The sequence below is a fragment of the Actinacidiphila rubida genome (assembly GCF_900110255.1).
GTDB classification, from domain to species: Bacteria; Actinomycetota; Actinomycetes; order Streptomycetales; family Streptomycetaceae; genus Actinacidiphila; species Actinacidiphila rubida.
In genome coordinates this window covers 71,958-89,482 of sequence record NZ_FODD01000030.1, presented here as the reverse complement: position 1 = coordinate 89,482, position 17,525 = coordinate 71,958, and the positions used below count along the sequence as shown (strand labels likewise).

The window sequence follows — 17,525 nt, the reverse complement described above, 5'->3', positions numbered from 1 at the left end:
CGCCAGCGCACCGAGGAGCGCGACGACGGCCATGACGGTGAGCAGTTGCTCTGTGCGCTGGTTCACCGGGCCACCCGCCGAACCGTGTGGAGGGGCCGTGCCCCTCCGCCGACGGTGTCCCGGAAGCAGGACGGGCACGCGTAGGTGTCCCGGCCCGGCCCACTGAGGGACTGGAACGAGTCGATGAGGACGCCGCAGCGGATGGGCGCGGCGCAGTACCGGCACACCGTCACCGGTCCGAGCGCGACCGCTTCCCCCAACGGCCCGAGAATGAACTCCACCGCGTCGCGGAGGAGGGCGGCGTGCGTGAACCACCGGCCGGACGTCGGCTGACGCACCCAGGCAACACCGTTATGCCCGATCGAGCCGGGGACCAGGACCATGTCCCCGGGGCCGTGCCGCATGACCCCGACCGGGGTCAGATCCGGCCAGTCACCCGCCCCGCCCGGGGCTACGGGCCAGAGCCAGTGGGTGAGGCCCGGGTCCGTCCACACCGGCCCGCTGAGCCCGCCGAGAATCGCCAGGACAATCGGCGCCCACTCGGCCGGCAGCGACACTGCGGCCCAGACGTCGTCCACGGTCACCAGACCGACGCGCTCATGATCCGGCCAGTACGGGGGCGACGGTGCCGTCACGGGAGCCTCACCACCTCGGCCCACACGCGTTTCCCCCACGAGAGCCGGTCAACGTCCCACCGGTCGGCGAGGCCGGCGACCATGCGCAGCCCGCGGCCGTTCTCATCCTCCGGCCCGGCGGCGCGCAGGGCGGGGAGGTGGTGGGGGTCCATGTCGATGACGGCCAGGCGCATGCGCGATGCCGAGACGCGGGAGATCGTGACGCGGATGGACACGCCTCGGGTGGCATGCTCCGCGGCGTTGGACACCAGTTCGTTCAGGATCAGCCCGGCGTCGGCGGTCAGCTCCTCCGGCATGCTCCAGACGGTGAGGACCGCGGTGGCCACCCGCCGGGCGAGCGCGGCGGACGCGGCCTCGCGCGGCAGGGTCCGCGTGTAGACCGACGCCCCGTCACGCAGTAGCGGGGCGAGGCTCATCCCCTCGTCAAGCACGGCGCGCACCTCCGTCACTGACCTGCCTCGCCGCCCTGGCCTGCGCGGAACGCGCGTCGGTCAGGAACCGCGTCAGGGCCGTGGTGCCGACGAGAGCCCCGGGGCGGCGCAGCGGCACGAGCCAGTAGGCGTGGAGCCCTTCGGGCTCGATGCGCTCGGGAGATGGCACCCCGAGGTACGTGCCTCCGCCCAGGGCCTCCGCGCCGCCGTCGTCCTTCCAGCGGCGCGTGGCGGCCGGGGAGATCAGTGCGTAGAGATGGCGGCTCCGCGGGTGCGCCAGGACGGGGCCGCCGCCAAGCTCACGCCGCATGTAGTCCCCAACGTCCGGCCACTCCGCGGTTCCGGCCGCGGCGTGGAGGAGGTCCACATCCAGACGCACGGCGCCGAAGAGATCACCGCAGGGCATCAGCGCCACCTGACCGGCCGCCCAGTGCTCCCGGGTGCGGGCCGGGCTGGTGACCGCGGTCAGGAGCCACCGCACGGCCGCATCCCGCTGGTCCGGTGGTGGGCTCGGCCGGGTCACCGGTTGCCCGCCTCAGTACGGCACGCGAACCAAAGGTGCCGGCCGACGTCGTTGCCGTGTAAGAGCGGCACCTCCACGTCCGTCCGCTCGAACCACGGAGGCGTGTCCCACGCCAGGCTGCGGGTGGGGGGAAGGGCGATCCACGCGTCAGGACCGGTGCGGACATCGACGCAGTGCTCCACGCCCTCCACGGCGTCATGACCGGTACCCAGGAGCACGAGGAGAACGGCGCGATCCCCGCTCGGGTTGACGATGCACGGCACGGGTGCCAGGCGCTCCAACTCCAGGATGGCGCGCATAGCGAACTCGTGGCGCATGACCAGCGCGTCGAACCCCACGGTGGGCGCGATGAGCGCGGCGCCGGGCTCGGCTTCCAGCTGGTCCAGTAACTCCCCCGCCGAGCGGGGGTAGGTGAGGGGGCCGGGCCGGGGGTGTGCGCCGGGCGTCGCACAGCCGGCCCGCTGGCACGTGCAGCCGAGGCCCGGCCGGGTTGAGTGGCCGAGCGTGAGCGGCCACTCCAGGGCGCCCAGGTACGCGCTCGCCGCCCGGGAAGCGGTGCTGGCGCTCAGGGGCACCTCGGCGCCGGCAAAAGCTGAATCAACTACCCCGCGTGCGTTACCCACTTGGGTACCGTTGTGCATGGCGACTCCTAGCCGTCGTCACGCCCCGGATGTGCAGCGACGACTGCCTCCGGGGCCTTGACTGCCAGGGTGGAATTCCGGCGAGCAGCACGCGTCCACACACCGGGTATCCCCATGATGGGTACGCACCCGCTGCGTCAGGGACGCACGCTTAGGCATGCAGGAAGAGACGCGATGATCCAGCCACCCACAGCGCTACCACCGGAACTCCTCAACGCCGAGGACCTCCGGGCCGCGTTGCTCGCCCACGACTTCGGGACCGTGTTCCGGGCCGCCCGGGAGAGGGCCGGAATCAGCTACTCGAAGATCGCCGCCGAGTGCGACATCAAGCCCGAACGAGTGGGCACCCTGGCACGCGGCCACGGCCGCATCACGACCTTCGAGAAGATCGTGCAGATCACGGACGCCTTACGCGTTCCCGGTCACATGGTCGGTCTCGCTCCCCGACCGTGGGAGGCCCACCGTGCTCCTGCCGGATCACCGAGCATGCAGAACGGACCGAACGTGCACCGCCGTACCGTCCTCCAGGCGGCCACCGCCACCGGCCTGGCCGCCGCCATCCCAACCCTCCAGCACGAGGAGCCCTCTCCGAAGCGCATCACCGAGACGTACGTCGGACGGCTCCGTGAACGCACCGCGCGACTGCGCCGCCTGGACGACATCCTCGGCGGCGGTGACACCTACCGCGTCTACACCGGCGAGGTCCAGGCCACGAAGGCCCTCCTGCGCGGCGGCTCCTTCACTGACAGCTCCCGCCGCCAGCTCACATCACTCCTGGCGGAGCAGGCCCAGCAGGCCGGTTGGGCCGCCTTCGACGGCGGCCGGGCCCGTGAGGCCGCCTCCCTCTACGAGGAGAGCCGGGCATTCGCGCGGGAGGCCGAGGACGGCGACCTCTACGGCAATAGCCTGGCGTTCCTCGCGTACGGGGCGCTCGCTCATGACCGGCGTACCGCCGTGCGGTTTGCGCAGGAGTCCTGCACGACGATCACCGCGGCGACCCCGGCGACCGTCCGCGCCCTCCTCTACGAACGCCTCGCGTGGGCCTGCGCGGTCGACGGGCAGCCGGCCGGAACGGACGCCGCGCTCCAGGCTGCCAGCCAGGCGCTTGACGAGGCCCCCGACGGGGAGCCGCAACCCGGCTGGTCCTCATGGGTGGATCACACGGAGCTGGACATCATGACCGGGCGGTGCTGGACGACGCTCCAGCGCCCGCTCCGGTCCGTGCCCGTCCTCTACGCCGCGCTGTCCCGGTTCCCCGATGAGCACGCCCGCGACAAAGCCCTCTACTTCTCGTGGCTCGCCGAGGCGTACATCGCGGCCGGTGAAGTGGAGCAGGCCGCGGTGACGACCGGGCGCGCCCTGGAGCTGGCGAGCGGCCTCGCATCCGTCCGGCCGCGGCAGCGTATCAACGCCGTCCTGGACTACCTCCGCCCGCACACGGCCGTGCCCGAGGTCCGTGACGTGCTGGAGCTGTCCGGGGCCTAACGCTCCCCGGACACGGAGTCCGAGATCCAGGTGAGGCAGCGCTCAGCGCCCGCCACGATCGGGACGGCGCACAGCTCCGGGTTGTCCCAAGGGTGATGCTCCAGGAGGTACGCCTCCAGCTCCGCATACCGCTCCCCCGTCGTCTTGAGCAGGAGCTGCCACTCCTCGCCGGTGCCGTACTCCCCGAGGTGCCAGAACACCGATGTGACGGGGCCGACGATCTGCGCCCCGGCGGCCAGCCGCTTCTGCACTGCCGGCCCCGCCAGCGCGACAGCCTGCTCCCTAGTCTCCGTGGCGGTCGAAACCTGCACGTACTCATTCGTCATGCCAGGAGCCTACGAGCGACGGTGACCGCCTGTCAGGACCGCGCCATACCGTGGAGAGGACATGCCCGCCACCCCGGCCTCCCGGTCGTGGCGCCGCCCTGCCCGTGGGATGCGACGCGCACGGCATGCGCGGGTGGCAGCAGCTCGGGAGCACTGGTCAGCGCTCCGGCTACACCGTGATGGAGGCAGCCGACCCTTGGTCCGTGCTGACGGAAGCCGGCTGGAGCGTCGAATTCACCACCGTGCAGGGCGGTCCCCCGCCGGAGGACGGCTTCGACCAGGCCCCCATGCCCCTGGTTCCGGCGTTCCGCGCGGACGAGGGGGTGCAGCACAAGCTGGAGCACGCGCCGAAGCCCGAGGACGTCGACCCCGACTCCTTCGACCTGGTTTTCTACGTGGGCGGCCACGGCGCCATGTGGGACTTCCCCCGGAACGCCGACCTCGAACGGATCGGCGCGCGTGTCTACGAGAACGGCGGCATCGTGGCCGCGGTCTGCCACGGGCCGGCGGTCTTCGTGAATCTCAGGCTGTCGGACGGAACTCCGCTGGTGGCAGGGAAGAACATGACCGGCTTCAGCAACCTCGAAGAGCGCACCATCCACCGCGAGACCATCGTTCCCTTCCTCCTGCAGACCACCCTGGAGGGTCTGGGAGCCCACTACTCGTCAGCCGGGTTCATGGAGCCGCACGTCGTCTCCGATGACCGGCTCGTCACGGGCCAGAACCCGGTGAGCGCTCTGGGGGTGGCCAGGGCGGCGGTGAGCCACTACGAGAACCCCCGCTGATCCTGGCGCCGTACCCGAGTCCGGTGTGCGCGCAGGAGACTTGTTCGGCAGGTTGTCGAGGCCCGGTCACGCTGCCTGCCGAGCCGGGCTCCCGTGGCACGTGAGCCGCTCGCCCCGCGGCCACCTTCCGACGGACGACGGTTCGGCGCCGGGGCGGACGGGGGCAGACGGTGTCCGCGGAAGACGCTCACACATGTGCTCCGCCTCTCGGGGTCCGCGTTGACGGCCCAGGCCCTCGCGGATCTCCCCGACTGCGGCAGCGCCTCAGAGAGCCACCAGTCGGGACTATGGCGGAACGTCAGCAGCAGGCCCGCGGACCGTACATCCGCACCCGACCCGTGTGCGGTACTGCAAGCGCTCGCCCGCAGGACGTACGCCGTTGGCCGCCAGGAGGCGTGGGTCCACAAAGCGGACGACCGGCAGGCCGGCCAGGAGAGGCTGGGACAGGGGCGCTAGAAGGTCAACCGGAGCGTGTGCGGCAGGACCCAGCACACGAGGACCAGGATGCCGACTGTTCCCACGACAAGAACCACCGCGCGGCAGTTCAGGCCGATGTCCACCGCGGGTTTCGGATCTTCCGGTAGATGAGAGCCGTGAGGATCGTCCGGCCATCCCTGTACTCGGGCCATACTCCGATCGTGCCACCTGTCGTCCGACACGCTGTGCGCTGCGTGCCGGTGGGTGCAGGCGCCGCTCATCGGTCGCGGCACCCTTGGCTGCGCATCGATTCCTTCGTCCGGCGACACTGCCACGAGACCTCGCTGACCCCGGCCGCCATCGCCCGCCGCCCATCACGTCTCTCCCGGTCACCTTCACCGCCCGTTCGCTCCTCACGGTCTCGGGGTCTCGGGGTTGCGCGGTCGCGACCTGGATCCGCGACCGGCACCTGGGATTCCCGCTGGTCCGGTTGTCGGGGGCGCGGCCGGGGCTGCCGCCTCTCGCGCGCGGCAAAACCCCGCCCCCACCCCTCAGAAGCGCGTGATCGACCTCGTGAGCCGACAGCCCACCGTGAGGCCAGCGCCGACCGGCACGACGCCTCAAGCCCGGACCCGCACCCCCCGCAGGACAAGACGCCCTGTCAGTAGACCTCCATGCCGTACCAGCTGAGGGCTTCGTTCACAGGCTGGTAGAAGGAGAAGCAGTTGTCGGTGGACGCGGTGCCGGACAGCAGCCCGAGCGCGGCAGTGTCGTCGTACAGTGGGCCGCCGCTGTCGCCTTCGGTACGACAGATACCGTCGACTTCGTCGAGGCCGAACACCTTTCCAGCGGGATAGTCCGCGGTCCAGGCGTTCTGCACCACTGTGCCGCATCCATAATGACTGTAGGCCCCGAACGAACACACGTACTCGCCGATTTTGGCGTCGCGGGAGTAGGTGATGTCCTGAACGCCACCAGTAATTCCGTCGTTGACGTTTCCGACGTAGCTGACCGATCCTCTGCTGTTCACCAGGCCGAAGTCGTTTCCGGGGAAGAAGCCGCCCGTGGTGTCGCCCAGGTAATTGCCTGAGGAGTTGTACCACGCCGAGGCCCCGTCATTCGTGGCATCGACGGTGCAGTGTCCTGCGGTGAGGAATCCCTTGACGCTGGGGTCGGTCTTCTTCTCCACGCTGAATCCGTAGGTGCAGCCCCATCCGCCCGATGTGATGAAGTCGCCGCCGTTGATGACGGTGGCCGCCGTCTGGAGCTTGCCCGGGTCCCGCTGGAGATGGACCGCGTTGCCGTACCGGGCGATGGCCCGGCTCAGTGCCTGATAGTCGGCTTCGCTGACGGTCTGGTCGGCGTGCACCTCAATCCGGCCTGCCTGCGCGTCGATCCCCCAGTTGGTGCCGGGAGTGTTCAGGGTCGAGTTCAGCGTTTGCTGAATCGACACCAGATGGGCGGAATCGTACCGGGTTGCCGCCTGGGCCTGTCCCCCCGGGCCGATCAGCAGCGCGCCCAGCACCAGTGCGGTCCCCGTCAGTGATCTGGCGGCGACCCTGATTCTTGTCCGCATCCCCATTGTGCGCGTATCCTCCCCATTGTCCGGGCAGCCGAGATTTCGGCCGCCCGAAGGAGATCACGCTGGATTGAACTCACGGCACAGGAAGCATGAATTCCGTGTTCGCGGCCGCCCGTGGTTGCCGAACCCTGCGCCACTTTCCTGCTTTGGCGGACCGTCATACCGGGTACCGTCCCACCTCCACTCCCGACTTCACCCGGGCCGCCGGCCCTCGCGGGGTTTGGTGTCTTCGCCGCTCGGGGGAGTGTGCCGGGCTGGTGGGTCGTCAGCGGGGTGGTGCGCGAGGTGCGTACCGTTGGTACGGCGCGGTGATTCTCGTCATCGGGCGGCCGGTCACCTCGGTGGCGGCGGCGATGTCTGACAAATCCGTTGTCGATCACTGAGCGTTTTCAGCGTTGCCTCTCCAGGGTGAGGACAGCTTTGGTGATGACGGTCATGCGGTTGGGGCTGATCCGGCATCTGCGGAAGGTCTGCCAGGACTTCAGCCGTGCCATGCCGCGTTCGACTGGTGCTCTCGCCGCGGCCAGGGCCCGGTTGACGGTGCGCTGGGTGAGGGTGAGTTCACCACCCGGTGGCCGTTTGAGTCCGGTCGCAACCCAGGGGCCGGCACCTTGGTAGGCGCGGTCGGCGAGGATCGGGACGCCCTGGCGTTCGCAGATCCGGATGATGCGGTGGGTGCGGGCTGCGGTCAGGTCGTGGGTGCGGCCCGGCAGCGCGGGTGAGATCCACACGAGGACGGCCGTACTTTCGCCGCCGTACGTGTCCGCGACCGCCTCCGCAACAGCGTGATCCTCCGTCGTCACCCGCCACGTCGGTTGAACAACCGGCTTCCCCGAGCGATGAACGTCATGGGCCACCCGAATTCTCGCCGACGGACCTGCTCACGGCACGCTCCCGGCGGGCGGTTCGGCCAGCTCGACCCGGGCCAGGGCGTGGACGCCGGGCGCCCGGTCCGGTGTCGCTCCGTAAGACACGTCCACGAAGACCACCCCGCAGACGCGGCATGCGTGACCCCGAGTCGGTCGTCGGTCACCGTGCGATGCGACGGTGGAAAGGCGCTGGCGGAGGCGCTCCCGGCTGCCGGCATCATCAGTGCTGAGTTCACAAGGCCCGGAATGTCACGCACACTTTTCCAGGCTGTCCGCCGCTCGTCCGTCAAGGCGGCGAAAGTGTGGCCGGTGGGCCTCAGGGGACATCGGACGCCACGAGAGGAGCCGCCCGCGCGCGCGTGGGATCAGCGTGGGCGCTTGCCGGTCAGGTGCTCCCATCGTTCGCAGGAGGCCTGCACTTCCTTGCGCGCCGCATCGAGCCGGGTGTCACGGCTCTGGCGTTCCTCGACTTCGGCGATGCGAGCGTGCGCCTCGTCCTGGGCGCTGGTGTCATCGCGTACCTGCGCGAGCTCTTCCTCCGCCTGCTGGAGATCCGCGGCCGTGCGGATGCGGAAGGCGTTCTCGTCGGCCACCGCGTTCTCCAGCCGCACGACGAACTGGCGGACGCTCTCCTCGTCGTACTCGGTGCGCAGGTACTTCTTGACGTGGCTCCGACCGTTCGGCTTCGTCAGGTACAGGAAGTGCTGGTGTTGTGCATGGTCGAGGCGGACGGTCAGGCCTGCCAGCGGAATCTCCACGGTGCCGGCCAGGACGCTGTGTTCGTGGATCGTCACCTCGCCGAGCGTGGCGATCGTGCCCCCGCGCCCGGGCCGGCGCAGTGCGGAGATCCTCCGGTCGATGGCACGCACCCGGTCCTTGTGGAGTCGTCGCTCGCGATCCAGTTGCGACTGGGCGGCGTCGCGTTCCTTCTTCAACTCCCGCTCCAACGTGCGCGCATGCCGGCGAGCGGCGTCGAGATCGTCACGCGCCTCGGAGTGTTCGGGGCTGAAAGCGTAGGCCCAGCCGCCCGGATACCGGAAGCGACGCCATCCGACGTACGCAGCCGCTGCCACGACAACCACGACCAGCAGGCGAACCACATCACTCAACGTCCCTCCCCGGCAGTCCCTCGACAGGAGGTCTAGCGTGCCGCGGCTGTGTGCGGAAGTCCCTTGCGGCAACCGGCCCCTTGGCACGGCGCCCGTACGGCTCAGGGGTGATCCCGGCCCGGCACGGAGGTGGCGTGCGGGATCCGCTTCCGGGACGCGTTGGCGTGGGGATCCCGGCGGGTGCTCCGTGTGGGCGTCAGGTCACGGCGGCTGTCCATGGGAACGGGCCGTCCGGGGCCACGGCCTGGCCCTGGTCAGAGCCTCACCGGCTTGTCTCCTCCGCAAGAGATCACTGCGCAGCAGGCCGGACTGCTCGCGGGCCGCAGGACGTCGGGCACCGCCCGCCAGTCCGCGCGGGCACGATCCGGGCCGACGCGTCAGCGAACACCACCGCGGCGTCAATACCGTCGGCGCGGATGCGTCCGGCTCGACGCGTCATGGCCGACCCGTGCCGGCACGCGGTGGCGCTCGTCTGCCCTCACTTGCCGCTGTAGACGGGGAAAACGCTGTGCTCGCCGTAGTCCACGTCGCGCAGGTCCCGCAGGACGTCCATGTCATCGCCGGAGATCTCGAAGTCGACCTCGGCGTTGGACCGCATGTGTTCGGGGTTCGCCGTCTTGGGCAGCGATACGGCGTCCAGCTGCAGGGTGTAGCGGATGCACAGCTGGGGGACTGACACGCCGTACTTCTCTGCCATCGCCTGGACTTCGGCGTTCTTCAGGATCGCGCCGTGGGCGATGGGCGAGTACGCCTCGACGAGGATCTGCTTGCTCGCGCAGTAGGCCAGGAGCTCCGAGGGGGTGTTGCCGGCGTGCACGAGCAGCTGGTTGACGTGCGGGACGACGGTCGCGCCCTGAAGGATGTTGTCCAGGTCCTGCTGCTGGAAGTTGGAGACGCCGATGGATCGGATCTTGCCGGCCTGGTGGGCTTCTTCGAGGGCACGCCAGGCTTCGCGGTTGCCCTCGGCGTAGTCGCCGCCGCCGAAGTCGTCCCACGGCTGCGGGCTGTGGATCAGCATCAGGTCGATACGGTCCAGGCCCAGCTTCGCGAGAGAGCCGTCGATCGCGTCGACCGCCTGGTCGTAGTCCTTGATCTCCGCGGCGAGTTTGGTCGAGACGAACAGCTCGTCGCGGGGAACTCCCGATGTGCGCACACCCTCGCCGACGCCGCGTTCGTTGCCGTACGCCTGAGCGGTGTCGATGTTGCGGTAGCCGATCTCCGCGGCTGCGCGGACCGCGGCGGCTGCCTTGTCGTCGTCGATGAACCAGGTGCCGAGCCCCAGCTTGGGGATCTCGACGCCGTTGGACAACGTGTAGGTCTCGTCCAGGATGGTCATGCGTTCGCTCCGTTCTTCGCCAGCTCGCCGTACACCTCGTCGGTGACGGGCTCGAGCCATTCGTTGCTGACGCCCTCGCCGGGGGTGATGAAGGCGACGTGAGAGAACCACGAGTCGGCCTTCGCGCCGTGCCAGTGCTTGGTGCCGGCCGGGACACGGACCACCGTTCCCGGCTCCATGCTCACGGGATCCTCGCCCTCGGCCTGGAACCAGCCGCTGCCCGCCGTGCACAGCAGAATCTGGTCCCCGCCGCCGGCGGTGCCGTGGTGGATGTGCCAGTTGTTGCGGCAGCCCGGCTCGAAGGAGACGTTGCTGACGGGAACACTCCCCGGGGCGAGCGGGGCCAGGTAGCTCTGGCCGGTGAAGTACTGCGCGTAGGCGTCGTTCTTTTCCCCGAGGGGGAAGATCTGATCAAATCCGTTGGCAGTCATGTCGTTCTTTCCCTCTGGTTCAGCACGCCCACCGGCTGTGCTGGGTGTCGTTGCGCTGCACGCGCCGGTGGTCAGGCGGAGCGCTCGTCGGCGATCTTCTTCAGCTGGGTGATCGCGGTCATGGCGTTGGGCCAGCCGGCGTAGAAGGCCAGGTGCGTGATGGCCTCCGACAGTTCCTCGACACTCAGCCCGTTCTCCAGGGCCCTGCCCAGGTGGTAGGGCAGTTGCTCGGTGCGGTACAGCGCCGCCAGCACGCTGACCGTGATCAGGCTCCGGTCACGGGGCGACAGCTCGGGCCGCTCCCACACGTCTGCGAACAGCACCTCATTGGTGACCTCGACCAGCTTCGGCGCGATGCCGGCCAGCTCCTGGGGCGCGGACTGCTTCGCCATTGAATGACTCCCTGCGACGATACGGGCACGAATAGCCGTTGATGGTCATCGACGTGGTCTGCACTTCACGGTCGGTCACCGCCGGCCCGACGGCATCTTCAGCACCACCGCCCTTCGGTGGTCCGCGGGCCGCATGCACGGCCAATATCGAGAAAACCGCAGCTCACAGCCCCGGGAAAGGCACTGCTGTTCCAGGTACTGACAGGACCCCCCACCGCTGCTCCGCCCCGCCTAGCCTGGACGGCATGGACACCGCCCACGAGATCCGCGAGTTCCTGGCCACCCGCCGCGCGAAGATCACTCCGCGGCTGGCCGGCCTGCCCGCCTTCGGCGGTGGAAACCGCAGAGTGCCCGGGCTGCGCCGTGAGGAAGTCGCCCTCCTGGCCGGGGTCAGCATCGACTACTACGCCCGCCTGGAGCGCGGCCGGCTCGCCGGTGCATCCGAAGAAGTCCTCGACGCCCTCTGCCGCGCCCTCCAGCTCGACGACGCCGAACGCTCCCACCTGCACGACCTCGCCGCCGCTCAGCGTCAGCGCCCGGCCCGCCGCGCCACCCGCCGGGCCAAGGCCGCCGTCCCCGCCAGCCTCATGCACGTCCTGGACTCCATGACCGGGTCACCGGCGTTCGTCCGCAACGGCCGACTCGACATCCTCGCCATCAACGACCTCGGCCGCGCCCTGTACGCCCCCCTGTTCACCGCGACGGCCCCCGCCCCCGCCCCGGTGAACATCGCCCGCTTCCAATTCCTCGACCCCACCAGCCGCAACTTCTTCCCCGACTGGAACGCTTCGGTCAACACCACCGTCTCCCTGCTGCGCACCGAAGCCGGACGCGCGCCGGGAGACAGCGAACTCACCGGCCTGATCGGCGAACTCGTCACCCGCAGCGACGAGTTCCGCGCAGCATGGGCCAAGCACAACGTGCGCCTGCACCACACCGGACGCAAGCCCTTCCGCCACCCGGCCGTCGGAGAGATCACCCTCGACTTCGACGCCATGCAACTGCCGGGCCACCCCGGACTGACCCTCACCGCCTACAGCGCCGAACCCGGCACCCCCGACCACGACACCCTCATGCTGCTCGCCTCCTGGGCCGCCACCGACCAGGAACGAGTCGACACCGGATCCTGACCGCCCTGCCCGCTCCACGCCGAGCCGACGGTCACGGGCCGACGGGTGTCGGCCCAGTCGGAGAGCAACTGCACCCGTCGCGCCGATTCACTGCCCGGATCCGGAGTCAGGACCGACAGCGTCAGGTCCGGCCGACCCGGCAGCGTCGCGTCTCGAACGGCACACTCAAACGGCCGCTGCGGGATGCTCGTACTCCTTCACCCCGCTCCAGTGCAGCCGTACCTCGTGGTCACGCCAGCAGGGGGCAAAAGGCTCGCTGGCCGCCGACAACTCCGCGATCAGGTCGTGCATCGCCCGATCCTCGGGCATCATCCCGGCACCCGTCCGCAGCAGTGCCGCGGTGTTGCGGATCGATTGCTCCCAGTCGTAGAAGAACGACCGCGCCGCCGGGCCAAGGAACTTGAACCGTGCGATGTTCACCGGCCGAGTCGACGGCCTCTCGACAGCGGGGCGTACAGGGCGTAACCGGGATGATTCGCCGCTACCAGGTCCAGGCGCCTGCTCCAGGCGAACGCGGGCACCGCGCCGATCGCGTCCAAGATCCGCGGCACGCCCTCCGGCACCGGCTCCCAAAACTGCACGCTCGCGCCCAAGATCCGGACCATCCCCGGGCCAGCTACGCCGTCCGGCAGCCCACGGCCAACATCGCCGCCCTCCATGCCCTCCGCGGAGGCGAGGGGCTGGCTGCGCCGGCCGCCCCCACCGGAACCGTATTGCGCACCATCACGATCCTCGGCGTCGACCCCGTCATCGACTGCCGCGAGACCCTCCACCAAGCCCTCACCGACTGACCGGCCCCCCGATCACACGTGGTCCGGTGACGAACCGGCGAAGCCCTGGAACAAGCGCCGGGCCGGAGCTACATTCGCGAGTTCTGGCACGTCTCGGCAGCCGACCGCTACGACGCGCTGATGCGCCAGGAACCGCACGCGCGCTACAGACCGATCGAACTGCCCCAGCGCGCCGGCGAACCGGTCCACTTCTCCGCCACCCGCTCCAATCCGAAGACGCACGAGCGCGGCCACCGCTCCATGACAGATCCCGGCCCCACGACCGCAACAGACGGAAAGCACCGATGGGAGGCACGCATGCCTGACGACACCCAGCACACGATCCCAGCTGTCCCGAGCCCATTGGCCGGAGACGCAACGCCCGAGCACCACATGCACCTGCTCGGGCGGTACTACCGCCAAGTGGAAGCCGGTCGCAAGACGATCGAGGTGCGGGCAGCCACCCCGCACAAGCGCGACATCGGCGTCGGCGACACAGTCGTCTTCCATGACCAGGACACCGGGCGAGAACTCGACGTCATCGTGCAGCGGATCAGCCCCTACCCCTCCTTCGAAGACCTGCTCCGCTCGGAGGACACCGCGCGCATCGACCCGGACGGAACGCCCGGAGAGCAGCTCGCCAACCTCCGCGGAATCTACCCGCCGGCCAAGGAAGCCCTCGGCGTACTCGCCCTCGCCTTCGACCACCGCCCCGCCCGGCCCGGCCACCCCATGCCGATGACGGGCGAGGAGTACGCGCAGACCATCCCCCACCACACGGTGTACGGCTGCCTCTACATTCGCGACGAGCACGACCGGCCGATCCAGCTCCGCTCGGTCTACGGCTCGCGAGGCTGGCAGTTCCCAGGCGGCAACCTCGACGCCCAGGGCGAGGACCCGCTGAAGACCGCGCAGCGCGAGGCGATCGAGGAGACCGGCCTCGAACTCGGAGTAGAGGATCCGAAGCTGCTCCTGACGCACTTCATGCACGCCGGACCCCGGCTGCCGCTGAACAAGTTGGGCCTCATCTTCGACGGAGGCCAACTGACCGCCGAGCAGCTCAGCCGAATCCGCCTCGACCCCGCGGAACACGACATGTGGGCCATCCACGATCTCCGGACCTGGCAGGAGCTGATGGCGCCACACGTCTTCTCCCGCCTCGATGCCGTGGAACGCGCCCGCCAGGGTCAGGGCCCCACCTATCTCGTAACCGGCCTCTGACGCCCACCCACGCCACGTCACACCCGACCGTGCGATCGCAAGACGGAGGCCCCAGTGCCTGATGACACCGAGCCGGCGTTTGCTCCGACCACCGCCATGAGAACAGGCGGTGCACGCTGCGAGCACCACCTGCGCATGCTGCCGAGGTACTACCGGCAGGTGGAGGCTGGCCGTAAGACGATCGACGTGAGGGTGGCCGGCCCGCGCGAGCGTGCCATCGCCACCGGTGACGCGGTCGTCTTCCAGGACCCGGACACCGACCGGGAACTCGATGTCGTCGTGCAGCGGACCACCCGCTATGCCTCGTTCCAGGCTCTGCTCGACGACCAGGACCTGGTGCGCGTCGACCCGCAGGCCAAACGAGAGGAACTGCTCACCGCCCTACGGGACGCGTATTCGCGGGCCGAGGAAGCCCTCGGTGTCCTCGCCATCGAGTTCGACCACCGGCCGGCTCGCCCCGGGCCGGCCCCTGCCCCTCACCCCGCAGCAAGTCCTGCAGAGCGTCCCGCACCACACGGTGTTCGCCTGCCTGTACCTGCGCGACGAACACGACCACCCCCTGCTCCTCCGCCCGTCCTACGGCCCACGGCACTGGCAGGTGCCCGGCGGTATGGCCGAAGCCGGAGAAGACCCCCTGACCACCGCACGGCGCGAAACCGCCGAGGAGACCGGACTCGACCTCGGGCACGGTGATCCACGCCTGCTCATCGTCCCCTACCTGCACCCCGACGCCGCCTGGCCGCTGGGCAAGATCGGCTTCTTCTTTGACGGCGGCCGGCTCACCCGCCACCCACTCGACCGCATCCGCCTCGACCCCACCGAGCACGAACTGTGGGCCCTGCACGGCCTCGACACCTGGCAGAACCTGATGAGCCCCGACCGCTTCGCACGCCTTCACGCCCTCGAACATGCCCGGCTCAGCGATGGGCCCGGCCTCGCCGTCGCCGGCCCCTGCCCCCTTCACCCCCAGCGGCCCGCGACCTCGAGGAAGAACGCCGGACGCACCACCCCGAACTACTGTTCTTCCCAACCTGGGGAGCGCTGCAGGACTAAGACGGTGTCGGGGTGCGGCTGGTCCCCCGTGTGCCCCCGCCCGCGGCTCGCCCTAGGACGGATCTAGGACGCGCGGCGGACCCGTGCTCCTAGCGTCGGCGTGGAGTTCCGGACCGTTCCCGCGCCCGCCGGGCGGGAACACGCGGCGCCGGGAGCCGGCTCGTCCCGGTTCCGGATCCGGCGCCTGACTGACGGGGGACGTCGTTGATCTTTCGTATCCTGGGGCCGCTGCTGGTCGAGGACGGCCAGGGGACGCGGACGCTCGCCGCGCCCAAGCAGCGGGTCATCCTCGCGTCGCTGCTGTTACGGCCGAACCAGGTCGTGCCCGTCGCGGACCTGCTGGACCGCGTGTGGGGGAAGCACCACCCGGCGAGCGCGACCGCGACGCTGTACAACCACGTCGCCCGGCTGCGGCGCTCCCTCGGCGACGAGGCCGGTGCCCGGGTGCTGACCCGCGCTCCGGGGTACCTCGTGGAGATCCGGGACGACCGGGAGCTGGATCTGGGCCGGTTCCACGCGCTGCGGGCCACCGCGGCGAACGCGGCGCAGGACGGCGACCACGACCGGGCGGCCGACCTGCTGCGCCAGGCCCTCGGGCTCTGGCGCGGGAACGCCCTCAGCGACGTGCCCGCCGGCGCGACGCACAGCCCCGACACCGAGCAGCTCGACGAACTGCGGCTGGCGGTCCGGCAGCAGTGCGTCGAGTACGACCTGGAGTGCGGGGCCGCCGAGTCCCTGCTCCCCGAGCTGCGGCACCTGCTCGCCGCGCACCCCTTCCGGGAGGACCTGTACGGCCAGCTGATGCGCGCGCTCTACCGGTCGGGGCGGCAGGCCGAGGCGCTGGACGTGTTCCGCACGGCGCGCGCCACGCTCCTCGACGAGCTGGGCGTCGAGCCCGGTCCCGCGCTCCAGCGGCTCCACGCGAGCGTGCTCCGGCAGGACCCGGTCCTGGTGTGCGAGCAGCCGGGCCGGCTCCGGCCCCCGCCCTCCCCCGCGAGCGCCGAACCCGCGTGCCCGCCGGTCCAGCTCCCGCCCGGGGTGCCCGACTTCACCGGCCGCCGGGAGGAGGTCGCGGCCGTGATCGCCGCGCTGACCGCGGACGGCGGCGACGGCCCGCGGGTCGCCGCGGTGTCGGGGCCGGCCGGGGTCGGCACGACCGAACTCGCGCTGCGGACGGCCTGGCGGCTGCGCGGGACCTTCACCGACGGCGTGCTCTTCGCGGACCTGCGAGGTCAGCAGTGCGGGCCGGCGGACCCCGCCGACGTCCTGGCCGCCTTCGCCCGCGCGCTGGGCGCGGCGGAGGACACGATCCCCGCCGGGCAGGAGCCCCGCGCGGCCCTCTACCGCGGCCTCACGGCGCGGAGACGGCTGCTGGTGGTGCTGGACGGCGCCGCCGGCAGCTCGCAGGTGCGCCCGCTGCTTCCCGGCCCCGGCAGCGCCGCCCTGGTCACCGGCCGGCGACGGCTCACGGGCCTGGCCGGGGCCCGCCTGTTCGACGTCGGCCCGCTCCCGCAGGCCGACGCCGCCGAGCTGTTCGGGAAGGTCTCCGGCCGCGGGCACGACGAGCCGGACGCCGTCGCGGCCATCACGGCCCGCTGCGGCCGCCTGCCGCTGGCGCTGCGCATCGCCGGAGCCAGGCTCGCGGCCCGACCCGCCTGGAGCGCAAGGGAGTTGGCCGACCGGCTCGCCGACCGCCGGCACCGGATGGACGAGCTGCGGACCGAGGACCTGGACGTCCGGGCCGGTCTCGTGCCCGGCTACACGGCGCTGCCCGGGCCGCACGCCCGGGCCTTCCGGCTGCTGGCGCTCGCGGACGCGCCGACGCTCCCGCTGCCCGTCGCCGCCGCGATGCTCGACCTGCCGCGGCGCGGCGCCGAGCGGATCCTCGAAGAACTGGTCGACGCGCACCTGCTGACCTCGCCCCGGCAGGGTTCCTACGGCTTCCACGACCTGGTGAGGCTGTTCGGCGAGGAACGGTCCGCCGCATCCGAGACGGCGCAGGAGCGGCTGGCCGCCGTCCGCCGCGGAGCCGGCGCCGCCCTGGCGCGCGTCGACCAGCTCGACCCCCGTGGACGGCAGGCGGTTCGCGGCGCGGGACGCTCCCCGGGGAACTCCGGTCACGACGGCCCCGCGTGGCTGCGGCCGGCACCCGAGGAGGTCGAGAACCTGTGCGCGTGGATCCGGCAGCTCTTCGCGACCGACGGGATGCCGGTCTCCCCCGCCCCGCTCGACACCGCGACCCCCGCCCCCCTCGACACCGCGACCCCCGCCCCGCTCGACACCGCGGCCCCGGGGCGGACTTCGGCGGCCGTGCGGCGGCTCCGGCTCGACTCCGAGCGCGCGGTGGGGAACCGGGCCGTCGCCGGGTGACCTGCGGCGGGGAGCCCGT

Annotated in this window: 18 protein-coding genes and 2 pseudogenes; 7 read left to right on the top strand and 13 right to left on the bottom strand. The window is 70.8% G+C overall.

All coding sequences use genetic code 11. The features are described 5' to 3' along the window. Positions 1-62: 62 nt before the first annotated feature. The 4 genes from BMW99_RS27225 to BMW99_RS27210 are packed head-to-tail and all read right to left on the bottom strand — an operon-like array spanning position 63 to position 2,212. Positions 63-635, bottom strand: a complete 573-nt coding sequence (locus BMW99_RS27225; RefSeq protein ID WP_141726070.1) for a hypothetical protein — start codon at positions 633-635, stop codon at positions 63-65. Next, the gene (locus BMW99_RS27220; RefSeq protein ID WP_245791641.1) at positions 632-1,066 is read right to left on the bottom strand and encodes an ATP-binding protein; all 435 of its coding nucleotides are present in this window, start codon (positions 1,064-1,066) and stop codon (positions 632-634) included. Before BMW99_RS27220 ends, BMW99_RS27225 begins: the two co-directional genes overlap by 4 nt. Further along, positions 1,059-1,547: a hypothetical protein gene (locus tag BMW99_RS40310; protein ID WP_069462908.1), complete on the bottom strand. Its 489-nt coding sequence runs from the start codon at positions 1,545-1,547 to the stop codon at positions 1,059-1,061. Before BMW99_RS40310 ends, BMW99_RS27220 begins: the two co-directional genes overlap by 8 nt. 38 nt (positions 1,548-1,585) lie before the next feature. Then, entirely contained in the window at positions 1,586-2,212 is a 627-nt protein-coding gene (locus BMW99_RS27210; protein ID WP_141726069.1) for a hypothetical protein, read from the bottom strand. 192 nt (positions 2,213-2,404) lie between these two features. Between BMW99_RS27210 and BMW99_RS27205 the strand changes: the two genes are divergently transcribed. Beyond that, positions 2,405-3,715, top strand: a complete 1,311-nt coding sequence (locus BMW99_RS27205) for a helix-turn-helix domain-containing protein (RefSeq protein WP_069462906.1) — start codon at positions 2,405-2,407, stop codon at positions 3,713-3,715. Here BMW99_RS27205 and cutA read toward each other — a convergent pair. Continuing rightward, complete coding sequence (gene cutA / locus BMW99_RS27200) at positions 3,712-4,041, bottom strand: divalent-cation tolerance protein CutA (protein ID WP_176735448.1); 330 nt, start codon at positions 4,039-4,041, stop codon at positions 3,712-3,714. The two genes, BMW99_RS27205 and cutA, sit on opposite strands and share 4 nt — an antisense overlap. A gap of 125 nt (positions 4,042-4,166) precedes the next feature. On the opposite strand from cutA, the gene BMW99_RS27195 reads away from it, so the two are divergent. After that, positions 4,167-4,826, top strand: a complete 660-nt coding sequence (locus BMW99_RS27195; protein WP_069462911.1) for a type 1 glutamine amidotransferase domain-containing protein — start codon at positions 4,167-4,169, stop codon at positions 4,824-4,826. Positions 4,827-5,904: 1,078 nt separating this feature from the next. Here BMW99_RS27195 and BMW99_RS27185 read toward each other — a convergent pair. The 6 genes and pseudogenes from BMW99_RS27185 to BMW99_RS27160 all read right to left on the bottom strand — a co-directional run bounded on the left by BMW99_RS27185 (position 5,905) and on the right by BMW99_RS27160 (position 10,962). Beyond that, a complete protein-coding gene (locus BMW99_RS27185) occupies positions 5,905-6,768 on the bottom strand; it encodes a S1 family peptidase (RefSeq protein WP_069462904.1) in 864 nt (287 codons plus the stop codon). Positions 6,769-7,214: 446 nt separating this feature from the next. Then, positions 7,215-7,568, bottom strand: a pseudogene (locus tag BMW99_RS27180) (transposase family protein); the annotation flags it as partial. 491 nt (positions 7,569-8,059) lie between these two features. Further along, positions 8,060-8,803 (bottom strand): hypothetical protein, encoded by a 744-nt coding sequence (locus tag BMW99_RS27175; protein WP_141726068.1) that lies wholly within the window; start codon positions 8,801-8,803, stop codon positions 8,060-8,062. Positions 8,804-9,281: 478 nt separating this feature from the next. Next, positions 9,282-10,139: an aldo/keto reductase gene (locus BMW99_RS27170; protein ID WP_069462902.1), complete on the bottom strand. Its 858-nt coding sequence runs from the start codon at positions 10,137-10,139 to the stop codon at positions 9,282-9,284. Further along, positions 10,136-10,570 carry a cupin domain-containing protein gene (locus BMW99_RS27165; protein WP_069462901.1) on the bottom strand — a complete coding sequence of 145 codons (435 nt, stop codon included), beginning with the start codon at positions 10,568-10,570 and terminating at the stop codon, positions 10,136-10,138. The genes BMW99_RS27170 and BMW99_RS27165 overlap by 4 nt, the downstream gene beginning before the upstream one ends. Before the next feature lie 71 nt (positions 10,571-10,641). Further along, positions 10,642-10,962 carry a carboxymuconolactone decarboxylase family protein gene (locus BMW99_RS27160; protein WP_069462900.1) on the bottom strand — a complete coding sequence of 107 codons (321 nt, stop codon included), beginning with the start codon at positions 10,960-10,962 and terminating at the stop codon, positions 10,642-10,644. A gap of 245 nt (positions 10,963-11,207) precedes the next feature. On the opposite strand from BMW99_RS27160, the gene BMW99_RS27155 reads away from it, so the two are divergent. Then, entirely contained in the window at positions 11,208-12,092 is an 885-nt protein-coding gene (locus tag BMW99_RS27155) for a helix-turn-helix transcriptional regulator (RefSeq protein WP_075017715.1), read from the top strand. A 165-nt stretch (positions 12,093-12,257) separates the two neighbouring features. Here the strand turns inward: BMW99_RS27155 and BMW99_RS42720 are convergent, their stop codons facing one another. Next, positions 12,258-12,599, bottom strand: coding sequence for an MmyB family transcriptional regulator (locus tag BMW99_RS42720; RefSeq protein ID WP_456049153.1), 342 nt, complete (start codon positions 12,597-12,599; stop codon positions 12,258-12,260). Further along, positions 12,509-12,697 (bottom strand): MmyB family transcriptional regulator, encoded by a 189-nt coding sequence (locus BMW99_RS43165; protein WP_407640325.1) that lies wholly within the window; start codon positions 12,695-12,697, stop codon positions 12,509-12,511. The genes BMW99_RS42720 and BMW99_RS43165 overlap by 91 nt, the downstream gene beginning before the upstream one ends. Positions 12,698-13,180: 483 nt before the next feature. On the opposite strand from BMW99_RS43165, the gene BMW99_RS27140 reads away from it, so the two are divergent. The 4 genes and pseudogenes from BMW99_RS27140 (at position 13,181) to BMW99_RS27130 (ending at position 17,506) form a co-directional block, all read left to right on the top strand. Continuing rightward, a complete protein-coding gene (locus BMW99_RS27140; RefSeq protein ID WP_069465592.1) occupies positions 13,181-14,083 on the top strand; it encodes an NUDIX domain-containing protein in 903 nt (300 codons plus the stop codon). A 96-nt stretch (positions 14,084-14,179) separates the two neighbouring features. Further along, positions 14,180-14,464 (top strand): annotated as a pseudogene (locus tag BMW99_RS42940) (hypothetical protein); the annotation flags it as partial. A gap of 37 nt (positions 14,465-14,501) precedes the next feature. Next, positions 14,502-15,203: an NUDIX domain-containing protein gene (locus BMW99_RS43160; protein ID WP_069465593.1), complete on the top strand. Its 702-nt coding sequence runs from the start codon at positions 14,502-14,504 to the stop codon at positions 15,201-15,203. Positions 15,204-15,340: 137 nt separating this feature from the next. Next, a complete protein-coding gene (locus BMW99_RS27130) occupies positions 15,341-17,506 on the top strand; it encodes an AfsR/SARP family transcriptional regulator (RefSeq protein WP_075017714.1) in 2,166 nt (721 codons plus the stop codon). Positions 17,507-17,525 lie beyond the last annotated feature (19 nt).

Excerpts from the sequence above, each read along its gene's own strand:
- cutA (WP_176735448.1), bottom strand. The coding sequence starts at position 4,041 with ATGACGAATGAGTACGTGCAGGTTTCGACCGCCACGGAGACTAGGGAG.
- BMW99_RS27205 (WP_069462906.1), top strand. The coding sequence starts at position 2,405 with ATGATCCAGCCACCCACAGCGCTACCACCGGAACTCCTCAACGCCGAG.
- BMW99_RS27155 (WP_075017715.1), top strand. The coding sequence starts at position 11,208 with ATGGACACCGCCCACGAGATCCGCGAGTTCCTGGCCACCCGCCGCGCG.
- BMW99_RS27140 (WP_069465592.1), top strand. The coding sequence starts at position 13,181 with ATGCCTGACGACACCCAGCACACGATCCCAGCTGTCCCGAGCCCATTG.
- BMW99_RS27170 (WP_069462902.1), bottom strand. The coding sequence starts at position 10,139 with ATGACCATCCTGGACGAGACCTACACGTTGTCCAACGGCGTCGAGATC.
- BMW99_RS43165 (WP_407640325.1), bottom strand. The coding sequence starts at position 12,697 with ATGGTCCGGATCTTGGGCGCGAGCGTGCAGTTTTGGGAGCCGGTGCCG.
- BMW99_RS27195 (WP_069462911.1), top strand. The coding sequence starts at position 4,167 with ATGCGCGGGTGGCAGCAGCTCGGGAGCACTGGTCAGCGCTCCGGCTAC.
- BMW99_RS27160 (WP_069462900.1), bottom strand. The coding sequence starts at position 10,962 with ATGGCGAAGCAGTCCGCGCCCCAGGAGCTGGCCGGCATCGCGCCGAAG.
- BMW99_RS27165 (WP_069462901.1), bottom strand. The coding sequence starts at position 10,570 with ATGACTGCCAACGGATTTGATCAGATCTTCCCCCTCGGGGAAAAGAAC.